A 15,807-nucleotide genomic window follows, 5' to 3' on the forward strand; every position below is an offset into this window, starting at 1 on the left:
CAATCTTTCAAAAATATCAAGATGTTTTTCTATCTATCTTTTAGTGAACGCTCTCCTTTTTCTGTAAGAAAAAAATAAAAATTTAAGATTCTTGTGGAAAAACACACGTGTAAAGATCTTGAAGAACTGTTGAAAGTCCTGATTTTGTAACTGCTGAAAACGGAATAATTTTATTTTTGGTAACTTTTTTCAAAGAACGGCATTTTTCTTTAATTTCTTCAGGAAGAAGACTATCACATTTATTTAAGCCAATAATTTCTTTTTTTTCAGCAAGATGTCCGCCATAATTTTCAAGTTCTTTGCGAATGGTCAGATAAGACTGCTGTATATTTTCCGCAGTTGCATCAATTAAATGCAAAAGAACTTTACACCGTTCAATATGTCCTAAGAAACGGTGTCCTAGCCCAGCTCCTAAATGAGCTCCTTCAATAAGTCCAGGCACATCAGCAACGACAAATTCTTGATCATGTAAATAGACAACGCCTAAATTAGGGGTCAAAGTTGTGAAAGGATAATCTGCAATTTTAGGTTTAGCGCGGGAGGTCGCTGCTAAGAAAGTTGATTTTCCTGCGTTTGGTAGACCAACGAGTCCAACATCGGCAATCAATTTAAGACGTAACCAAATCCACATTTCTTGCCCTTCTTGCCCTTCATTAGCATGTCGAGGAGCTTGGTTGGTTGACGATTTGAAATAAGCGTTCCCAAAACCACCATTGCCTCCTTTAAGAAGAATAAGGGGTTCTTCAGCTTTTTCCATATCTGCAAGGAGTGTTTCTTTATCTTCTGCAAAAATTTGTGTGCCAATAGGAACTTTTAAAGTAATTGAATGTCCGTCTGGGCCTGTCCGATTTCGACCAGATCCATGTCGTCCATTTTGAGCTTTAAAATGTTGTTGGTATCTATAATCAATAAGCGTATTTAAATTATCAACCGCCTCTATAAGTATAGAACCTCCCCGTCCGCCATTCCCACCGTCCGGTCCACCATATTCAATGAATTTTTCACGCCGAAAGCTAATGCACCCATTTCCGCCATTGCCACTGCGTACATAGATCTTTGCTTCATCTAAAAATTTCATCATCACCTTACAAGATTATAAAAAAGCCCCTTTAAGAGGAAAAACCCCTTAAAAAGGCTTGAGAACTTTTTTAGGGAAGATTCCATTATGACAAGACTCTTCCTTGAAAGCAATTAAATGATGTTTAAGTCTTTATTTAAGAAAGGACAGGTGTCACACTAACAGTTTGGCGATGACCTTTGTAATTAAAGTTTACAAAGCCATCGATTGTTGCAAAAAGAGTATGATCTGTGCCCATTCCAACATGGCTTCCTGGATGGAACTTTGTTCCGCGTTGACGGACAATAATATTTCCAGAGAGAACAAATTCTCCGCCGAATTTTTTTACACCAAGACGCCTACCGGCTGAATCGCGACCGTTCCTAGAACTACCACCGGCTTTTTTTGTTGCCATAATAAATACTCCTTAATCTATTTTACTTACGCTTTTTTGGGCGCTTTTTTAGGGGTTGATGCCACTTTTTCAGATTTCTCTTTTTTAGGTGAGTTTTCTGAAGTTTTTGCAGCAGTTTTTGCTGGGGATGCTTTTGGTGAAGAAGCCGTTTCTTTTATGGTCACTTTTTCTGATTTTGGAGAGGCTCCTTTGGAAGAAGAGGGTGTTTTCCCAACGGCTTTTAGACCATTTGGACCAGAGATTTCAACAATACGAAGAACGGATAGATTCTGACGATGTCCTTGTTTGCGACGATAATTGTGCCGACGTCTCTTTTTGAAAACAATAATTTTATCCGCGCGAATTTGCTCAAGAAGCTGTGCTTTAACAACGGAATTTGTTAAGAAGGGGTGTCCGACCTGAGAGGTGCTTCCGTCTCCTATCATAAGAATAGTTTCAAGAGATAAGATATCTCCTGCTTCACCTTCAAGCCTTTCAACTGTAACCACTTGATCTGGTTGAACTTTATATTGTTTTCCACCGGTTCGAATAATCGCAAACATAACTTTTGTCTCACACGTTGAGATTGAGAAATCTATCCCAAGTTTAGGATAAAATAACGAAAAAGATTTTAAAGCATAGAAAATTGCTCAAAATCCAACATACTTTAAAAGTCAACAGTATCTATAACGTGTCTTTCTTCTAAATTCAAGACTAATGTCGCGAATCTTTTTCTAAGGATAATATATTTTTTAAAAAATTGAGAATGAGATTTTCTGAAAACGATAATTATAACACAAAAAACCACTCTATGGAGAGTGGTTTTTTGTAAATCCTTTTTGTATAACCTTCGTGTCAGGCTTCTTTACCAAGTTGATTTCATACTCACTAAGTCCTTCATTTTCATCGCATCTTTTGCCTGCATAATATGTACTTGAAAATCTTTGAAAGCAGCCTCTTGATAGCTTGGATCAGCTACATAGGCGTTATATGCCTCTTGTACTGAGGGATATTTCCCCATAGCAGCATCCATGGCATACGTATGTTTCACATCTTCGTTCATGGCTGTATAATAAGGTCAGTCGCATTCACAATACTTGCAGTGGTTAAAACAAAAGCTGTTGCCAAAAGCGATATTGATTTTTTCATAATATTTTTCTTTTTGCTTGTTGGTTTATATAAAAGAAAATTCTTCTTTTATTTTTTTGTTACACTTTTATAATACCTTCATCTTATTAAATTAGCTACAAATACTTTTTACTCGGTCCATTTCGCGTTGTCTTCTAAATTTCTAAGACCAGCTCCTTCTTCATATTCAAGAGGAGAGGTGTAATTGTAATTAATTGGATCTCTTGCGCTGACAGGTAAATTTGTACCATATGGAGAAGCTCCCGCTCCGGCTCTTTCGTCGTGTAGAGTAACAACGTCCACATCGGTGCTCTGTTCATCTGTTGCGCTCACGATGCTTGCGCTCGATAAAACAAAAGCTATTGCCAGAAAAGATATTGATTTTTTCATGATATTTTCCTTTTTACTTATTGTTGTTATAAAAGAAATCTTTCTTTTATTGGTTTGTTACACCCTTATAATACGTTACTCCCCTTAAAAAGGCAAAGTTTTATAACTCTTGCGAGCAATTTGCTTTGACGTATGTTTAAACCGATTGAAGAGCCAATACTTGTTAAAGGAGGTTTCAGAAATATTATAAAGTGAAGATGACTCTAGGCTTTAATGACCGATTTGTCGGCAGCCTTTCTATTTCTATTTGTTTTTTAAATTAACCTCAAAGAAAAAAATTTTATAAGGAGACAAGGCCTGCGCTTAAAATTTCAACAAGAATTAAATCCTTATTGGTTTTTTTGTTTATTAGAATTTTGAGGATGGTGAATAAAAAGAAAATTTGTTACTTTAAAAAATACGTTTTTAGAATTAATAAACTTAACCTCAAAAACTTGGAGAAAAACATGAAAATCAAGACAATGTTAAAGATCTCTTCTTTTGCTTTTTTAGGCACACTTTCTGCTTTTACCTCTTTTATCAATGTGTCAGCTAACGTAGAAATGGATGCTATAAAGTTTTCTGTTAAGACTTTTGGTGTGAAGGACACAATAGCTGGTCTTCAAGAATTCAGCAAAGTTGGAGGCGCTTCTAAAATTAATCTTGCTGTCAAAACCGGAACTGATGTGGATGAAGCAATTCATGGAAAAGTAGGAAAAGTCGTAGAGACAATCGGTGCCTATAAGAACGTGGCTATTTCGCCGGATCGCATTGATGATGCTGTTACAGCGTTAAAGACCGTAGAACAATCGGGAGCTCTTTCGGATGCAAAAGTTGGTGCCCAAATTATTGCGGCCAATAAGGGCACAGTTGAGCAGGTTGCAAAAACATTAGAAAATCAAGGATCAACGGTTCAAACTCTTGTAAGTACAGGAAGCAATGATATTAATGGTGTTGTGAATACTTTAAGTGGTTTGGGTTTCAGTTTATAAAAAGCTTTCAAAAGTTAGCTGCTTACAGCCTAAAATCTTAAGGAAAAAAATAGGAAGGGAACACCGCGTTCCCTTTCTTTGTTTAAAGAGAAAATCAAGAGTTTTTAAAACTTAAGCAGGTTGTTCATTAAAAATTAGAGTAGTAAAAAGAAAGGAAATACAATATACTTTAGGATGTGCTTTAAAAAAAAATAGTAAGAATTAATTTCAAAAACGTGGAGAAAAAAATGAAAATTAAAACACTAGTCAAAGTTTCTTCTTTGGCTCTTATGCTTGGAATGTCGCTAACCTTTGGACCTTTTGAAGTAAGTGCAAAAGAGGAGAGGCAAGATTCTGCTACTGACATTAAGAAGGGGGTAGAAGTTGATTACCGAGCTCTAACAGTTACAGCATATCATCCGAAAGATATAAAAAGAGTTGCAAAAGCTATTCAGGGACAGCCTGTCAAAGTTGATTTAATGGCTATAGCAGCTGATCGCGACTCTAAATTGTTTGATGTTGCTCAGAAAACGGACGGCACTTGGACAGAAAATCATCGTTCTGATCGATTGAGAAAAGTAGTTGCACTCCCAGAGGTGGCTGAGAGGGTACTACCTGAACTTAATAAAATACCTGATGATGATAAAATTAGAGGTGTTAGATTTATTTTTTCCCATCCAGAGGATGTTGCAAAGGTTGCAGATTTTGTAAAAAAAGCCGGCGGCGTAGTTAAAGAAGGTCTACCTAAAGTTGAAGATATTGTACGAACAGCAAAGACGATTCCTGAGAAAATAAAACAAGATGTGAAGAGTGGACAACAAACAATCGAATCTGGTGAAAATACGCTTCATAATATTAATAATGATATACACGATGCGCCCTCAGAAGCTGGCCATGATATAGGAAGTGCAATCGTGGGAGGCCTAAGTACTGCTGGACATGCAATAGAGAGTGGTTTTGAAGACGCCTTTAGTTGGCTCTAAATTAAGAGTACTTTAACTTTAAAAAACAAAAAGATAAAACATTATCACTGAAAAAATGATGTTTCAAAAAAGGAGGTTTAAAAGCCTCCTTTTTTATTTTTTATATATAAATGATGCAGGCATCTTTTTGAAATTTCTAAAAAGTATTGGAAAGCCAATTACATAAGAGAATTTTTCTAAAATTCATCCCAATGTTTAAGGAGTCTCTTTACATAATTTTTAAAAGTATCTTATACTTAAAAAATAATTGATATCGGTAAAGTTAATTTTTTTAAATCCAGATATATGAGGTATAAAATGACATTCAAAACGAAGATAACAGTTTTTAATTTTGCCCTCTTCTTGGGCATATCAATCTTTCATTTGTCCTTAAATTTAGCTTTGGCAGCGCCTGAGACGCAAACGAATCAATTTGTAAATAAAGCTCCTGACTCTTCCGACGTTTCTGCGCATGAAGGATCTTTAATTAGTGTAAAGTCACCAGAGAATGAACTTAGTGGTGAAGAAAAATCTCTTGAGCCTGTTGATGCTATTGTTAAGAATAAACCAGAGCATGAAGTTTAAATACATTCAAAATTTCAGATTGACCAACTTGACAAAAAGGATTTCAAAGCACAAGAGAGAGTTTTTCGGCTCTTATGCTTTGAAATCTATAAAGGTAGGGCCCATTTCTGCGTTAATCAATTTATGTTGCCTTTATTGTTTTTAGTGTTCTAAAAATCTTTAAATTTAAATTTTTCTAAAAACCGCTCTTAAGGATGATAGTATCTCCTTAACAACTTGATCTTTTTACGAATTTTATTTTATCTTGTATTTCTTTAAAAGAAGCATTGATTATTTTAAGTTAATGCGGCATTCTCATTTTTAGGATTAGGCATTAAGTGTATGAATTTATAAAGTTGCATGCACTTAAAAAGTGAGAATTTGAGTGATGAGTGATCAAAAAGAAGGAAAAAATTATGATAAAAAGGCAGGATTAGATTCGCGCCTTTTGGAAGTTCTCGTGTGCCCTTTGACAAAAAAACCCCTTATTTATGATCGCGAAAATCAGGAACTCGTAAGTCCTGCGGCGGGTCTTGCTTACCCTATACGCCAAGGAATTCCAATCATGCTTGTTGAAGAGGCGCGTTGCTTGGAAGAGGAAAGACCTTAAATGAAATTTTCTTTAAATATTTTTTTGCCAAATCGACAAATTATTGCCTCAGCCCCTGTGGGGGCATTGTTTGATTTTTAAATAATAATTTGATTTTAGTGTTTTTTAAATTTTGGAGATTCCTAAAATGGGCCTACGTCACCATCTCAATCGGCTATTTCTTAACAAAAAAAATATAAAAGCTCTTTCAATTTGGTCTATTGCTGCTTTTTTCTATGGATATGAGTTCTTTTTAAGAGCGTCACCAAGCGTGATGCAAACGCAGCTTCAAAAGGATTTCATGCTTGATGCAGAGGGCCTTGGATTCATTGTTTCACTTTATTATTGGGCCTATGCATCCATGCAGGTTCCAGCTGGTATGCTGATTGATCGATTTGGTCCTAAAAATATTCTTACTATGGCGGCTGTTATTTGTGCTGTGAGTATTTTGGCATTTGGCTTGGCCACAGAACCAATCGTTGCAGGCGTGTCACGATTTATGATTGGATTTGGGTCGGCTTTTGCTATTATTGGAACCTTTAAACTTGCAGGAAATTGGTTCCCATCTTCTCAATTTGCCTTCTTTGCAGGGTTTACGCTTACGTTTGGAACTATTGGCGCAACACTGGCCAATACGCCTTTAGAAATTCTTGTAAATTGCGTGGGATGGCGCATGAGTCTTTTTATTTTATGTGGGATTGGCCTTTTAAATGCCTTCGCTTTATGGTTTTTTGTAAAGGATCATCCCTCTTCACAAAAGTTAGAAGCTGTTGAGCATTCAAAAAAAGGAGAGAATTCTGGAAAGGTATGGAAAACATTTAAAGGCGTAATTTTAAATCCTCAAAGCTGGTATATTGGGGCTTTTGCAGCTTTTATCTATATTCCTATTACTTGTTTTGGAGAACTCTGGGGCTTTCCTTTCATCATGAAAAGTTGTTCTTATGGAGGAACAAAAGCCTCATTTTTGATTTCTCTAATTTTCATCGGAATTACTGGGGGTGCTCCTCTTTTTGGATGGCTTTCGGATTCGTGGAAACGGCGCAAAATTCCTCTTTTTATAGGAACGTTTGGAGCCTTTATTTCAATTAGTATTGCGATTTATGTTCCAGATCTTTCTTTTGCTTTTATGGCTTTTTTAATGATTGTTCTTGGAGTGTGCCTGGGGTCTCATATGATTCTTTTTGCACTCATACGTGAAAATAATCCTCCAAATGCTTCTGCCATTGCGTCAGGATTTGGCAACTTTGTGTGTATGATTGTTCCTGGACTTTTTCAATATCTTATAGGTGTTTCTCTTGATTTTTTAAATAAGGGGAGTATGAAGAGCGCGGAAAAGCTTTATAGTCTGTCGAGCTTTAAGATATCTCTTCTCTTTATTCCAATTGGACTTGTTTTGGCAGCGATTTGTCTTGCTTTCTCACGCGAAACTTATGCACAACAAGTGGATAAGAGACATTTATGAAATCTCCTATGACCTCAGGAATGATGAAAAGGGAAAAAAGGATATCCTTTTTTAATGGAAAAGGAGCGTATGGTAGTGAAGGATGGGGGTACATTTTTTCTTTTTTGATAAATGGACTTCTTTTGGGGATTCTTTTCTTAAATTTTGGGCAGATTCAGGTATTTAAAGTTTCTTCAAATCTGCCTTCTTCTTTTCCCATATGTCTCCTCTTTGAAGAATCATCTCGTTCTCCTTCCCCCTATGCGCATGATTCTTCTCTTCAATTAAGAAACCAAGAAAAAGATCTTTCTTATAAAGAAAAGAAAAAAGAAGAACAAAAATCTTCCTCTCTTCAGCACAACAGGAAAAGAGAAATCTTCAACTTTAAAAATGAAAATCTTGAAAATTTGCCAGAGACAAAAGGGAGTTTTGTATTCACCAAAGACAATGAAATTCCTCAAAATTCTTCTGTTAATGCCCTCCTTGCACCCATAGATTCTGTTTTAAGGGGGCCAGAAATCTTAAAAGAAGAAAATATATCTTATCCTGAAGAAGCACGCCGTCAGGGCTTAGAAGGTGATGTTGTTCTTCTTTTAACAATTGATCAAAAAGGAGAGGTGTCAAAAATCTCTGTTCAAAAAGGAAGTGGGTGGGATCTACTTGATACATATGCGATGCAGCATGCAAAAACTCTTATTTTTAAGCCTGCTTTTAAAAATGGAAAACCAACGTTTGCTTCTGTTGAAAGGACACTTTCTTTTCGATTAGAAGAGGAAAAAACGATCTTCTCTTGATCAAGGACCGCAATCTTGATTAGATTAAATCGATGCTATAATATAGAAAGACTGAGAAAGAACCTCTATGAGACAATTGTATCATTTTCCACTCTGTCCGTTTTCAAGGAAGGTACGGGTCGTCCTGAGTGAAAAAAAACTAGAAGCCACGCTGATTTATGAACCTATTTGGAAGCGTCGCCCTGAATTTTTAAAATTCAATCCTGCTGGTCAAGTTCCCGTTCTTATTGAAAATATTTTAGTAGATCCACGTCGTCCTCCAAAAGAACATGTTATTTCTCATAGCCAGGCTATTTGCCAATATTTAGATGAAACCTATACAGAAAGGCCTCTTTTAGGCGATACACCTCTGATACGTGCAGAGGTTTTAAGATTAATTGCGTGGTTTGATGAGAAATTTTTTCTTGAAGTGAGTGGTCCTTTGTTATTTGAGCGGATTTTTAAACGTGTGGTTGGGCATGGAGGGCCTGACTCTGCACGTATCCGAAAATCCTTAAATTTTATTCCAGGGCATATGGCTTATTTAGATTCTTTAATTAAAGAAAGACATTGGCTTGTCGGAGAATCTCTTTCGGTGGCAGATATCGCGGCAGCCTCTCATTTGTCTACGGTTGATTACTTTGGAAATATTAAATGGGATGATTATAAGCATGCAAAGGAATGGTATGCGCGCCTTAAATGTCGCCCAAGTTATCGAAGCCTTTTGAAAGATCGTATCCCTGGAATCCCTCCAGATGAAATTTATGATCATCTTGATTTTTAGAATTTAGGAAAAACTTTGCCTCAAAAAACAATTTTATTTCTCGGATGTGGGTATGTTGGAGAGCGCTTGGGCTACCATCTTTATAAAGAAGGATGGAAGGTATATGCGACGACGCGTACACCTTATTCTCACTCCCATTTAAAAGAACTCGGTTTTACGCCGGTCTTATTTTCGGCAGTCTCTTCCTTGGAAAACATAAGTCATGTTTTATCCTCAATTCCACCTGAAGAAGAGGGCGATGCAGGACTGTTGTTTTTAAAAAGACAACAGCATACTCCATCTTGGATAGGGTATCTTTCAAGCACTTCTGTTTATGGCGATCATCAAGGACATTGGGTAAACGAAAACTCTGAAACACGTGCACAGAGTCCTGAGGGGCTAAGACGTTTAAAATCTGAAGTTGCTTGGAAAGATTTTGCTGAACAGCAGGGATCTTCTCTTTTAATTTATAGACTGGCTGGAATATATGGACCTTATCGAAATATTTTCCAAAGAATGAAAGAAGGAAAAGAATTCCCAAAAGAGGTGTCTCATCATCTTTTTTCTCGGATTCATGTGGATGACATTTGTACATTTTTGCTTAAATCGTTGTCACTGTCTTCAAAGTTTTCCATATTTAATGGAGCAGATGATCTGCCTGCTTCTTTTGAAAGTGTCCAGTCTTATGCTTATTCTCTCATGCAAGAGGAAAACTTTTTGAAAATAAAAAGTGATAAAGAAGAAGATGTGGTGCATCCCTCATTTTTGAAAGAAAAGAGACGTGTGTCCAATCTAAAAATGAAAAAATTTTTGGAAAGAGATTTAAAATTTCCAACTTTTCGTGAGGGATTAAAAGATATTTATCAAAAAAGGTTGTTTTAATGAGTTTTCCAACAATTTTACAGGTATTACCCAGTCTTGAAACAGGAGGTGTTGAGCAAACAACGCTTGATATTGCAGAAGCTCTTCTTAAAAAAGGGGTAAGGGCATTGGTTGCCTCTCAAGGAGGACGTCTGCGTGAACCTCTTGAAAAATTAGGAGCTCTTCACTTTGATCTTTCTTTAAAGTCTAAAAACCCTTGGAAGATTTGGAGAAATTCAAAAATACTTTTTAACCTTGTGAAAGAAGAAAAAGTTTCACTGATTCATGCGCGCAGCAGGGCACCAGCCTGGAGTGCTTATAGGGCAGCTCAGCAAGCATGTATTCCTTTTGTGACAACGTTTCATGGCACGTATAATACATCAGGTCTTTTTAAGAAAGAATACAATCGTATTATGACAAAAGGAGAAGTTGTTATTGCGAATTCAAAATTTATAGGACAGCATATAAACTCTTTTTATAAAACGCCTTTTGATAAAATTCGCATTATTCCAAGAGGTGTTGATCTGAGCGTCTTCGATCCTCAAAAAATTTCTGAAGCTCAAAAACAAACGCTTAGGAAAGAAATGGGTCTTCCTCAAGAGACGGGATATCCTCTTTTAATTTTGCCAGGCCGCCTTACATCTTGGAAAGGGCAAATGATGTTTTTAGAAGCCCTCCACAACCTAAAGACAAAAAACTATTTTGCGCTTCTTGTCGGAGATGATCAGGGGCGTCATGAATATCGCCAGCAGTTGGAATATTTTATAATGGAAAAGAATTTATCTGATCATGTTAAAATTGTGGGACATCGCTCAGATATGCCTCTTGTTTTATCACTTGCTGATATTGTTATTTCTGCTTCAACGGATCCTGAAGCTTTTGGACGCATCATGATTGAAGCTTTTGCGATGGTAAAGCCTGTGGTTGCCCCAGATCATGGAGGAGCTCTTGAAATTGTTCAAGATCAAATAAATGGCTTTTTTTTTAAAGCCCGGGACACTGAATCATTGACAGAAGTCCTGAACGTCATGTTATCTCTTAACAAGTCAGAAAGAATGAAGTTAGGAGAAGCAGGCCGATCAAGAGTTGAAACCGAATTTGCAAAGGATATTATGTGCGCACGAACGCTTGATATTTATAAAGAAGTCTTAAATGAAAAAAATTTTAGTTATTAAACTTGGGGCTTTAGGAGATTTCCTGCAAGCCTTGGGGCCTTTTAAGGCCATTCGAGATCATTACAAAAATGATCATGTGACGCTTTTAACAACACCAGCTTTTAAAGAAATTGCTGAAGATTCCGGTTATTTTAATGCGGTTATGGCTTTCCCGCGTTTAAAAGGAAGGCAAATTTTCAAGCTTTTGAAGCGGATTTTTTTTCTTAAATCTGAGAATTTTGAAGTGATTTATGATTTGCAGACGTCTTCACATACCTCGCGTTATTTTTATTATTTAAGGCTTATGGGATGGCGCGGAGAGTTTTCTGGCATTGCCTATGGATGTACTTACCCGCATAAAAATAAACATAGAGATCTTCAACACACCCTTGAAAGGCAAAAAGAACAATTGAACGATGCTGGTCTTTTTGACGTTCCTTTTCCAGATCTCTCATTTTTACGAAAGAAGAAAGCATCCGATGAAGTTCTTGATGTTATCCATTCTCAAAGACCTTTTGTTATTCTTGTTCCAGGAGGTGCCCCAACGCGCCTTGACAAAAGATGGCCTCTTCAAGGATGGCTCGAAATCTTAAAGCGTTTGCAAGCACAGAGAATAACAACTGTTATTATCGGGGGGGGTGGAGAGAAAAATTTAAATGACGCCTTTAAACCAGGACAGCCTTTTCTTATAAATCTTATTGGCAAAACAAATTTTGTGGATCTGGCGCATTTAGGAGCACATGCTTTATGTGCTCTTGGAAATGATACAGGTCCCATGCATCTGCTTGCATTGAGTGGATGTCCAAGTACTGTTCTTTTTAATTTAAATGCATCAAATCCTGATCTTTGTGGGCCAAAGGGAAAAAAGGTTTGTTATCTGTGTGAAAAAGATTTAAGTAGGTTAGAAGTTGATCATGTATGGAAAAACCTTTTAGAGCATAAAACAGAGGTTCTAAAAAAGGATTTTAAGGGTTAAAAGATGCGAGATAGTATTGAGATAAAATTAAAAGATGGATCTTTGCAGACATATTCGCGCAAAGAATGTCTGACGGGAGAACGTATCGCAGCTTCCATTGGGAAACGATTGGCAGAAGATGCTGTCGCGATTCGTGTAAATGGCGCATTAAGAGATTTAACGCGCCCTATAGAAGAAGATGCTTCTGTTGAAATTATAACACGTCAAGATCCAGAAGGGCTTGAGATTTTGCGGCATGATACGGCGCATATTTTAGCAGAAGCTGTCAAAGAGCTCTATCCTGAGACACAAATTACCATTGGTCCTGCTATTGAAAACGGTTTTTATTATGATTTTTATCGAAAAGAAACCTTTTCGACAGAAGATTTTGAGAAAATTGAGAAAAAAATGAGGGAGATTATTGATCGCAATACGCCTTTTGAACGCGAAGAATGGTCACGTGATGAGGCTTTGGCTTTTTTTAAAGGGCAAGGTGAAACTTTTAAAGCAGAGCTTATAGAAAGTATTCCTCAGAAAGAAACAATTACGCTTTATCGACAAGGTAAGTTTGTCGATCTTTGTCGTGGACCCCATCTCCCCTCGACGGGCAAAATTGGAAAACATTTTAAACTTATGAAGCTTGCTGGGGCCTATTGGCGTGGGGATTCTAAAAATCCTATGTTACAACGCATGTATGGAACCGCTTGGGCAACAGAAAAAGAGCTTAAAGATTATTTATATCAGCTCGAAGAAGCTGAAAAGAGAGACCATCGTAAATTAGGATCTGAGATGAATTTATTCCATCTTCAAGAAGAGGCGCGTGGGAGCGTTTTTTGGCATCCTAAAGGATGGACCCTTTATGTGCTTTTGCAAAATTATATGAGAAAACGCCTTTCCAAACAAAGATATCAGGAAGTCCATACGCCAGAGATTTTAGATCGAAGTTTATGGGAAGCATCTGGACATTGGGAAAAATTCCGAGATGAAATGTTTGTTTTAAAAGATGAAGATCGGGATCTTGCGATAAAGCCAATGAGCTGCCCGGGTCATGTCCAAATTTTTAAACAAGGAATTAAGAGCTATCGGGATCTTCCTTTAAGGTTTTCTGAATTTGGCTCTTGTCATCGAAACGAACCGTCTGGATCCCTTCATGGCCTTATGCGTGTGCGCAGTCTTGTTCAAGATGATGCCCACATTTTTTGTACACCGGAGCAAATTAAGGACGAAACAAGCAATTTTTGTTCTCTCTTACGGTCGATTTACAAAGATTTTGGGTTTGAAGATATTGTTGTCAAATTTTCAGATCGTCCTTTAAAACGTGCAGGTTCGGATGAAGTTTGGGATAAAGCTGAAAAAGCTCTGAGAGAGGCTGCTGAGGCTTCTGGAATAGAGCTTGTTATGAATCCAGGGGAAGGAGCTTTTTATGGTCCTAAGCTTGAATTCGTTCTAAAAGATGCGATTGGACGGGATTGGCAATTAGGAACGCTACAAGTTGATTTTATTTTACCAGAACGTCTTGCCGCTTCTTATATTGGAGAAGACGGTCAGAAACATATTCCTGTTATGATTCATCGTGCTATTTTTGGATCAATGGAACGATTTATTGGAATTTTAATTGAAAATTTTGCTGGGAAGTTTCCTTTTTGGCTGGCACCTATTCAAGTTCAGGTTTTAACGATTACATCTGAAGCAGATGACTACGGAAAACATGCTCTTGAAGCTCTAAGGAATGCGGGGTTAAGAGCTGAAGGAGATTTTAGAAATGAAAAAATTTCTTATAAAATTCGGGAACATAGCCTTCAAAAAGTCCCTGTTTTAATGATTATTGGTAAAAAGGAAGCCGAATTAAATCAGGTTACGCTTCGTATATTAGGAAAAGAAGGGCAAGAAACACTTGCACTTCCTGATGCAATTGCTAAACTTTCTTCAGAAGGCAAAGGGCCTTTTAAAGAAAATGTGTGTTCAATATAATAACTAAAGGAGACAATTATTAGTTCCATGAAAGATACAAATTCAACGACTCCGAGAGGTCCATTTCAAGGTCCCGCCAAACGCTCTGAGGACTCAGAGACAACATCAAGGTTGCGAGATGGTCGTGCGCCATCAGAAGGCCCGCGTCTTAATTCAGCAATACGGGCACCCCAAGTGCGTGTTGTGGGAGAAAATGGTGAGATGATTGGTGTTTTGAGTCGCAAAGACGCGCTTGATCGTGCTTTAGACGCAGGACTTGACCTTGTAGAGGTTTCTCCAGATGCTGACCCTCCTGTTTGCAAAATACTCGATTATGGAAAATATAAATACCATGAACAAAAGAAACTTGCAGCTGCGCGTAAGAAACAAAAAGTTGTTGAAATTAAAGAAATTAAGGTGCGTCCTGTAACGGATGAAAATGATTATCAGGTTAAGCTAAGAGCGATGAAACGCTTTATTGAAGAGGGGAATAAAGTAAAAGTTGTTCTGAGATTTAAAGGACGTGAAATTAGTCATCATGAGCTTGGACTTAAAGTTTTAGAACGCATGAAATCAGATATGGAGCTTCTTGCAAAGGTTGAACTTGATCCAAAATTTGAAGGACGCCAAATGATTATGATGTTGGGTCCAAAATAAGAAAGAATCTCAAAAACCCACTTCTTTGTAAAGAGGACCTTTAAGATGGATGAGACTTCTATTTTAAAAGTTTTTTTTGAAAAAGTAGGAGAAGTGGGTTTTTATAATGTCTCTTATGAAAATCTTGCGCAAGAACTTCTTCTTGATGGTGCCTCTTTAAAATCTCAATTCCCTGAGCCCATTGATTTTCTAAAAGCTCTTTTAAAGAGTTTAGATAAAATAACATTGGCTCCTGAGGATTTATCTCTTACTCTTAAAGAGGCATTGTTTGAGTGTTGTATGGTGCGCATTGAAGCTCTTGATCCTTATAAAAATGGGCTGAAACATCTTATTAAAGAGATTGAAAAAACTTTCTTTTATGAGGGAAGAAATCTTCTTTTTTTAAAGGATATTACGCCTTTTCTTCTAAAAAGCATGGAATCAATTTTAAAGGAGGTGGGAATTGAACCTCATTTTCCAAAAAAATGGGCACTTCTTATCGTTTTTAGTCTTACGCTTCGTGTATGGATTGATGAAGAAACAGGCGATCTTTCACAAACGCTTCAAGCTTTGGATCATTCTTTAAATCTTTTATTTCTTAAATATGAGAATTTTTAGAAAAGAATTTTATAGGCGTTAAGATATCTTTGTTAATTCTCTTAAGGTTCACGCAGAATAAAACGTTTATTAATTGTTTTACTCAGAAGAAAAAAGCGCCTTCCTGGCATTGCTTACAAACTAAAGAACAGTCTTCTTCGTTAATGGAAGTATGTTGTAAACAGCAGTCCGTACATTTGGTTATATTATTTGTCATTCCGTAGCATTTAACAACCCAAAGTTTTTCCGTTTCTATATTGGCCGCATAGATTTCTGTATAGGAGAGCATAATAAAACAAATTATCGCTATTTTAAAAGCTTTTAAAGGGGGGAGGATAAGTTTTGTGCGCATGGTTGTTTTCCTTTTTAAGGTATTGTTTTAAATATTGGGAAAGATTTTAAAGAAATAAGATCCACTATAAAAAATGCCATACTTAAGGATCTTTGTTCTGTTCTTATTTTTTCTTTTTTAATAACAGAACCTTTTGTTTCGTCATTATTTACTCAAACTACGTAAAGATCATCTCTTGATGATTATGTTTTTATTGTAGCTTTCTTCTAAAAAATGTCAATCCGTTCAAACGATCTTTAGGGCGTGTCATCAATTAAATTGACAAAGAAGGAGAAAGAAGAGACATTGAGG

18 protein-coding genes are annotated in these 15,807 nt (G+C 36.7%); 13 read left to right on the plus strand and 5 right to left on the minus strand.

All coding sequences use genetic code 11. The features are described from left to right. Window positions 1-82: 82 nt before the first annotated feature. The 5 genes from obgE to JSS34_06260 all read right to left on the minus strand — a co-directional run bounded on the left by obgE (window position 83) and on the right by JSS34_06260 (window position 2,969). The gene (obgE, locus tag JSS34_06240) at window positions 83-1,078 is read right to left on the minus strand and encodes a GTPase ObgE (GenBank protein ID MBS0185922.1); all 996 of its coding nucleotides are present in this window, start codon (window positions 1,076-1,078) and stop codon (window positions 83-85) included. Window positions 1,079-1,214: 136 nt separating this feature from the next. Then, window positions 1,215-1,472, minus strand: a complete 258-nt coding sequence (rpmA, locus tag JSS34_06245; GenBank protein MBS0185923.1) for a 50S ribosomal protein L27 — start codon at window positions 1,470-1,472, stop codon at window positions 1,215-1,217. Between the two features lie 26 nt (window positions 1,473-1,498). After that, complete coding sequence (rplU, locus tag JSS34_06250) at window positions 1,499-2,014, minus strand: 50S ribosomal protein L21 (protein MBS0185924.1); 516 nt, start codon at window positions 2,012-2,014, stop codon at window positions 1,499-1,501. Between the two features lie 302 nt (window positions 2,015-2,316). Further along, a complete protein-coding gene (locus JSS34_06255) occupies window positions 2,317-2,514 on the minus strand; it encodes a hypothetical protein (GenBank protein ID MBS0185925.1) in 198 nt (65 codons plus the stop codon). Window positions 2,515-2,708: 194 nt separating this feature from the next. Further along, window positions 2,709-2,969: a hypothetical protein gene (locus JSS34_06260; protein ID MBS0185926.1), complete on the minus strand. Its 261-nt coding sequence runs from the start codon at window positions 2,967-2,969 to the stop codon at window positions 2,709-2,711. A 446-nt stretch (window positions 2,970-3,415) separates the two neighbouring features. Between JSS34_06260 and JSS34_06265 the strand changes: the two genes are divergently transcribed. The 13 genes from JSS34_06265 to JSS34_06325 all read left to right on the plus strand — a co-directional run bounded on the left by JSS34_06265 (window position 3,416) and on the right by JSS34_06325 (window position 15,185). After that, the gene (locus JSS34_06265; GenBank protein MBS0185927.1) at window positions 3,416-3,940 is read left to right on the plus strand and encodes a hypothetical protein; all 525 of its coding nucleotides are present in this window, start codon (window positions 3,416-3,418) and stop codon (window positions 3,938-3,940) included. Between the two features lie 278 nt (window positions 3,941-4,218). Continuing rightward, window positions 4,219-4,902, plus strand: a complete 684-nt coding sequence (locus tag JSS34_06270) for a hypothetical protein (protein MBS0185928.1) — start codon at window positions 4,219-4,221, stop codon at window positions 4,900-4,902. Between the two features lie 297 nt (window positions 4,903-5,199). Next, on the plus strand, window positions 5,200-5,466 hold the full coding sequence (locus JSS34_06275) for a hypothetical protein (GenBank protein ID MBS0185929.1): 267 nt from the start codon (window positions 5,200-5,202) through the stop codon (window positions 5,464-5,466). A 367-nt stretch (window positions 5,467-5,833) separates the two neighbouring features. Beyond that, window positions 5,834-6,055: a Trm112 family protein gene (locus tag JSS34_06280; protein ID MBS0185930.1), complete on the plus strand. Its 222-nt coding sequence runs from the start codon at window positions 5,834-5,836 to the stop codon at window positions 6,053-6,055. Between the two features lie 127 nt (window positions 6,056-6,182). Continuing rightward, window positions 6,183-7,496, plus strand: a complete 1,314-nt coding sequence (locus JSS34_06285; protein ID MBS0185931.1) for an MFS transporter — start codon at window positions 6,183-6,185, stop codon at window positions 7,494-7,496. Beyond that, window positions 7,493-8,269: an energy transducer TonB gene (locus JSS34_06290; protein MBS0185932.1), complete on the plus strand. Its 777-nt coding sequence runs from the start codon at window positions 7,493-7,495 to the stop codon at window positions 8,267-8,269. Before JSS34_06285 ends, JSS34_06290 begins: the two co-directional genes overlap by 4 nt. Before the next feature lie 67 nt (window positions 8,270-8,336). Then, window positions 8,337-9,032 (plus strand): glutathione S-transferase family protein, encoded by a 696-nt coding sequence (locus JSS34_06295; GenBank protein MBS0185933.1) that lies wholly within the window; start codon window positions 8,337-8,339, stop codon window positions 9,030-9,032. Window positions 9,033-9,047: 15 nt separating this feature from the next. After that, the gene (locus tag JSS34_06300; protein ID MBS0185934.1) at window positions 9,048-9,893 is read left to right on the plus strand and encodes an NAD-dependent epimerase/dehydratase family protein; all 846 of its coding nucleotides are present in this window, start codon (window positions 9,048-9,050) and stop codon (window positions 9,891-9,893) included. Further along, window positions 9,893-11,047 carry a glycosyltransferase family 4 protein gene (locus tag JSS34_06305; GenBank protein ID MBS0185935.1) on the plus strand — a complete coding sequence of 385 codons (1,155 nt, stop codon included), beginning with the start codon at window positions 9,893-9,895 and terminating at the stop codon, window positions 11,045-11,047. Before JSS34_06300 ends, JSS34_06305 begins: the two co-directional genes overlap by 1 nt. Then, entirely contained in the window at window positions 11,025-12,002 is a 978-nt protein-coding gene (locus JSS34_06310) for a glycosyltransferase family 9 protein (GenBank protein ID MBS0185936.1), read from the plus strand. Before JSS34_06305 ends, JSS34_06310 begins: the two co-directional genes overlap by 23 nt. A gap of 3 nt (window positions 12,003-12,005) precedes the next feature. After that, complete coding sequence (thrS, locus tag JSS34_06315; protein MBS0185937.1) at window positions 12,006-13,952, plus strand: threonine--tRNA ligase; 1,947 nt, start codon at window positions 12,006-12,008, stop codon at window positions 13,950-13,952. A 27-nt stretch (window positions 13,953-13,979) separates the two neighbouring features. After that, on the plus strand, window positions 13,980-14,588 hold the full coding sequence (locus JSS34_06320; GenBank protein ID MBS0185938.1) for a translation initiation factor IF-3: 609 nt from the start codon (window positions 13,980-13,982) through the stop codon (window positions 14,586-14,588). A 45-nt stretch (window positions 14,589-14,633) separates the two neighbouring features. Then, on the plus strand, window positions 14,634-15,185 hold the full coding sequence (locus tag JSS34_06325) for a hypothetical protein (GenBank protein MBS0185939.1): 552 nt from the start codon (window positions 14,634-14,636) through the stop codon (window positions 15,183-15,185). The last annotated feature ends 622 nt before the right edge of the window (window positions 15,186-15,807 follow it).

This window comes from Pseudomonadota bacterium (genome assembly GCA_018242545.1).
Classification (GTDB): domain Bacteria; phylum Pseudomonadota; class Alphaproteobacteria; order 16-39-46; family 16-39-46; genus 16-39-46.

Excerpts from the sequence above, each read along its gene's own strand:
- obgE (MBS0185922.1), bottom strand. The coding sequence starts at position 1,078 with ATGAAATTTTTAGATGAAGCAAAGATCTATGTACGCAGTGGCAATGGC.
- JSS34_06260 (MBS0185926.1), bottom strand. The coding sequence starts at position 2,969 with ATGAAAAAATCAATATCTTTTCTGGCAATAGCTTTTGTTTTATCGAGC.
- JSS34_06275 (MBS0185929.1), top strand. The coding sequence starts at position 5,200 with ATGACATTCAAAACGAAGATAACAGTTTTTAATTTTGCCCTCTTCTTG.
- JSS34_06280 (MBS0185930.1), top strand. The coding sequence starts at position 5,834 with ATGAGTGATCAAAAAGAAGGAAAAAATTATGATAAAAAGGCAGGATTA.
- JSS34_06325 (MBS0185939.1), top strand. The coding sequence starts at position 14,634 with ATGGATGAGACTTCTATTTTAAAAGTTTTTTTTGAAAAAGTAGGAGAA.
- JSS34_06310 (MBS0185936.1), top strand. The coding sequence starts at position 11,025 with ATGAAAAAAATTTTAGTTATTAAACTTGGGGCTTTAGGAGATTTCCTG.
- thrS (MBS0185937.1), top strand. The coding sequence starts at position 12,006 with ATGCGAGATAGTATTGAGATAAAATTAAAAGATGGATCTTTGCAGACA.
- JSS34_06255 (MBS0185925.1), bottom strand. The coding sequence starts at position 2,514 with ATGAACGAAGATGTGAAACATACGTATGCCATGGATGCTGCTATGGGG.
- JSS34_06270 (MBS0185928.1), top strand. The coding sequence starts at position 4,219 with ATGTCGCTAACCTTTGGACCTTTTGAAGTAAGTGCAAAAGAGGAGAGG.
- JSS34_06290 (MBS0185932.1), top strand. The coding sequence starts at position 7,493 with ATGAAATCTCCTATGACCTCAGGAATGATGAAAAGGGAAAAAAGGATA.
- JSS34_06305 (MBS0185935.1), top strand. The coding sequence starts at position 9,893 with ATGAGTTTTCCAACAATTTTACAGGTATTACCCAGTCTTGAAACAGGA.
- rpmA (MBS0185923.1), bottom strand. The coding sequence starts at position 1,472 with ATGGCAACAAAAAAAGCCGGTGGTAGTTCTAGGAACGGTCGCGATTCA.
- JSS34_06295 (MBS0185933.1), top strand. The coding sequence starts at position 8,337 with ATGAGACAATTGTATCATTTTCCACTCTGTCCGTTTTCAAGGAAGGTA.
- rplU (MBS0185924.1), bottom strand. The coding sequence starts at position 2,014 with ATGTTTGCGATTATTCGAACCGGTGGAAAACAATATAAAGTTCAACCA.
- JSS34_06285 (MBS0185931.1), top strand. The coding sequence starts at position 6,183 with ATGGGCCTACGTCACCATCTCAATCGGCTATTTCTTAACAAAAAAAAT.
- JSS34_06265 (MBS0185927.1), top strand. The coding sequence starts at position 3,416 with ATGAAAATCAAGACAATGTTAAAGATCTCTTCTTTTGCTTTTTTAGGC.
- JSS34_06320 (MBS0185938.1), top strand. The coding sequence starts at position 13,980 with ATGAAAGATACAAATTCAACGACTCCGAGAGGTCCATTTCAAGGTCCC.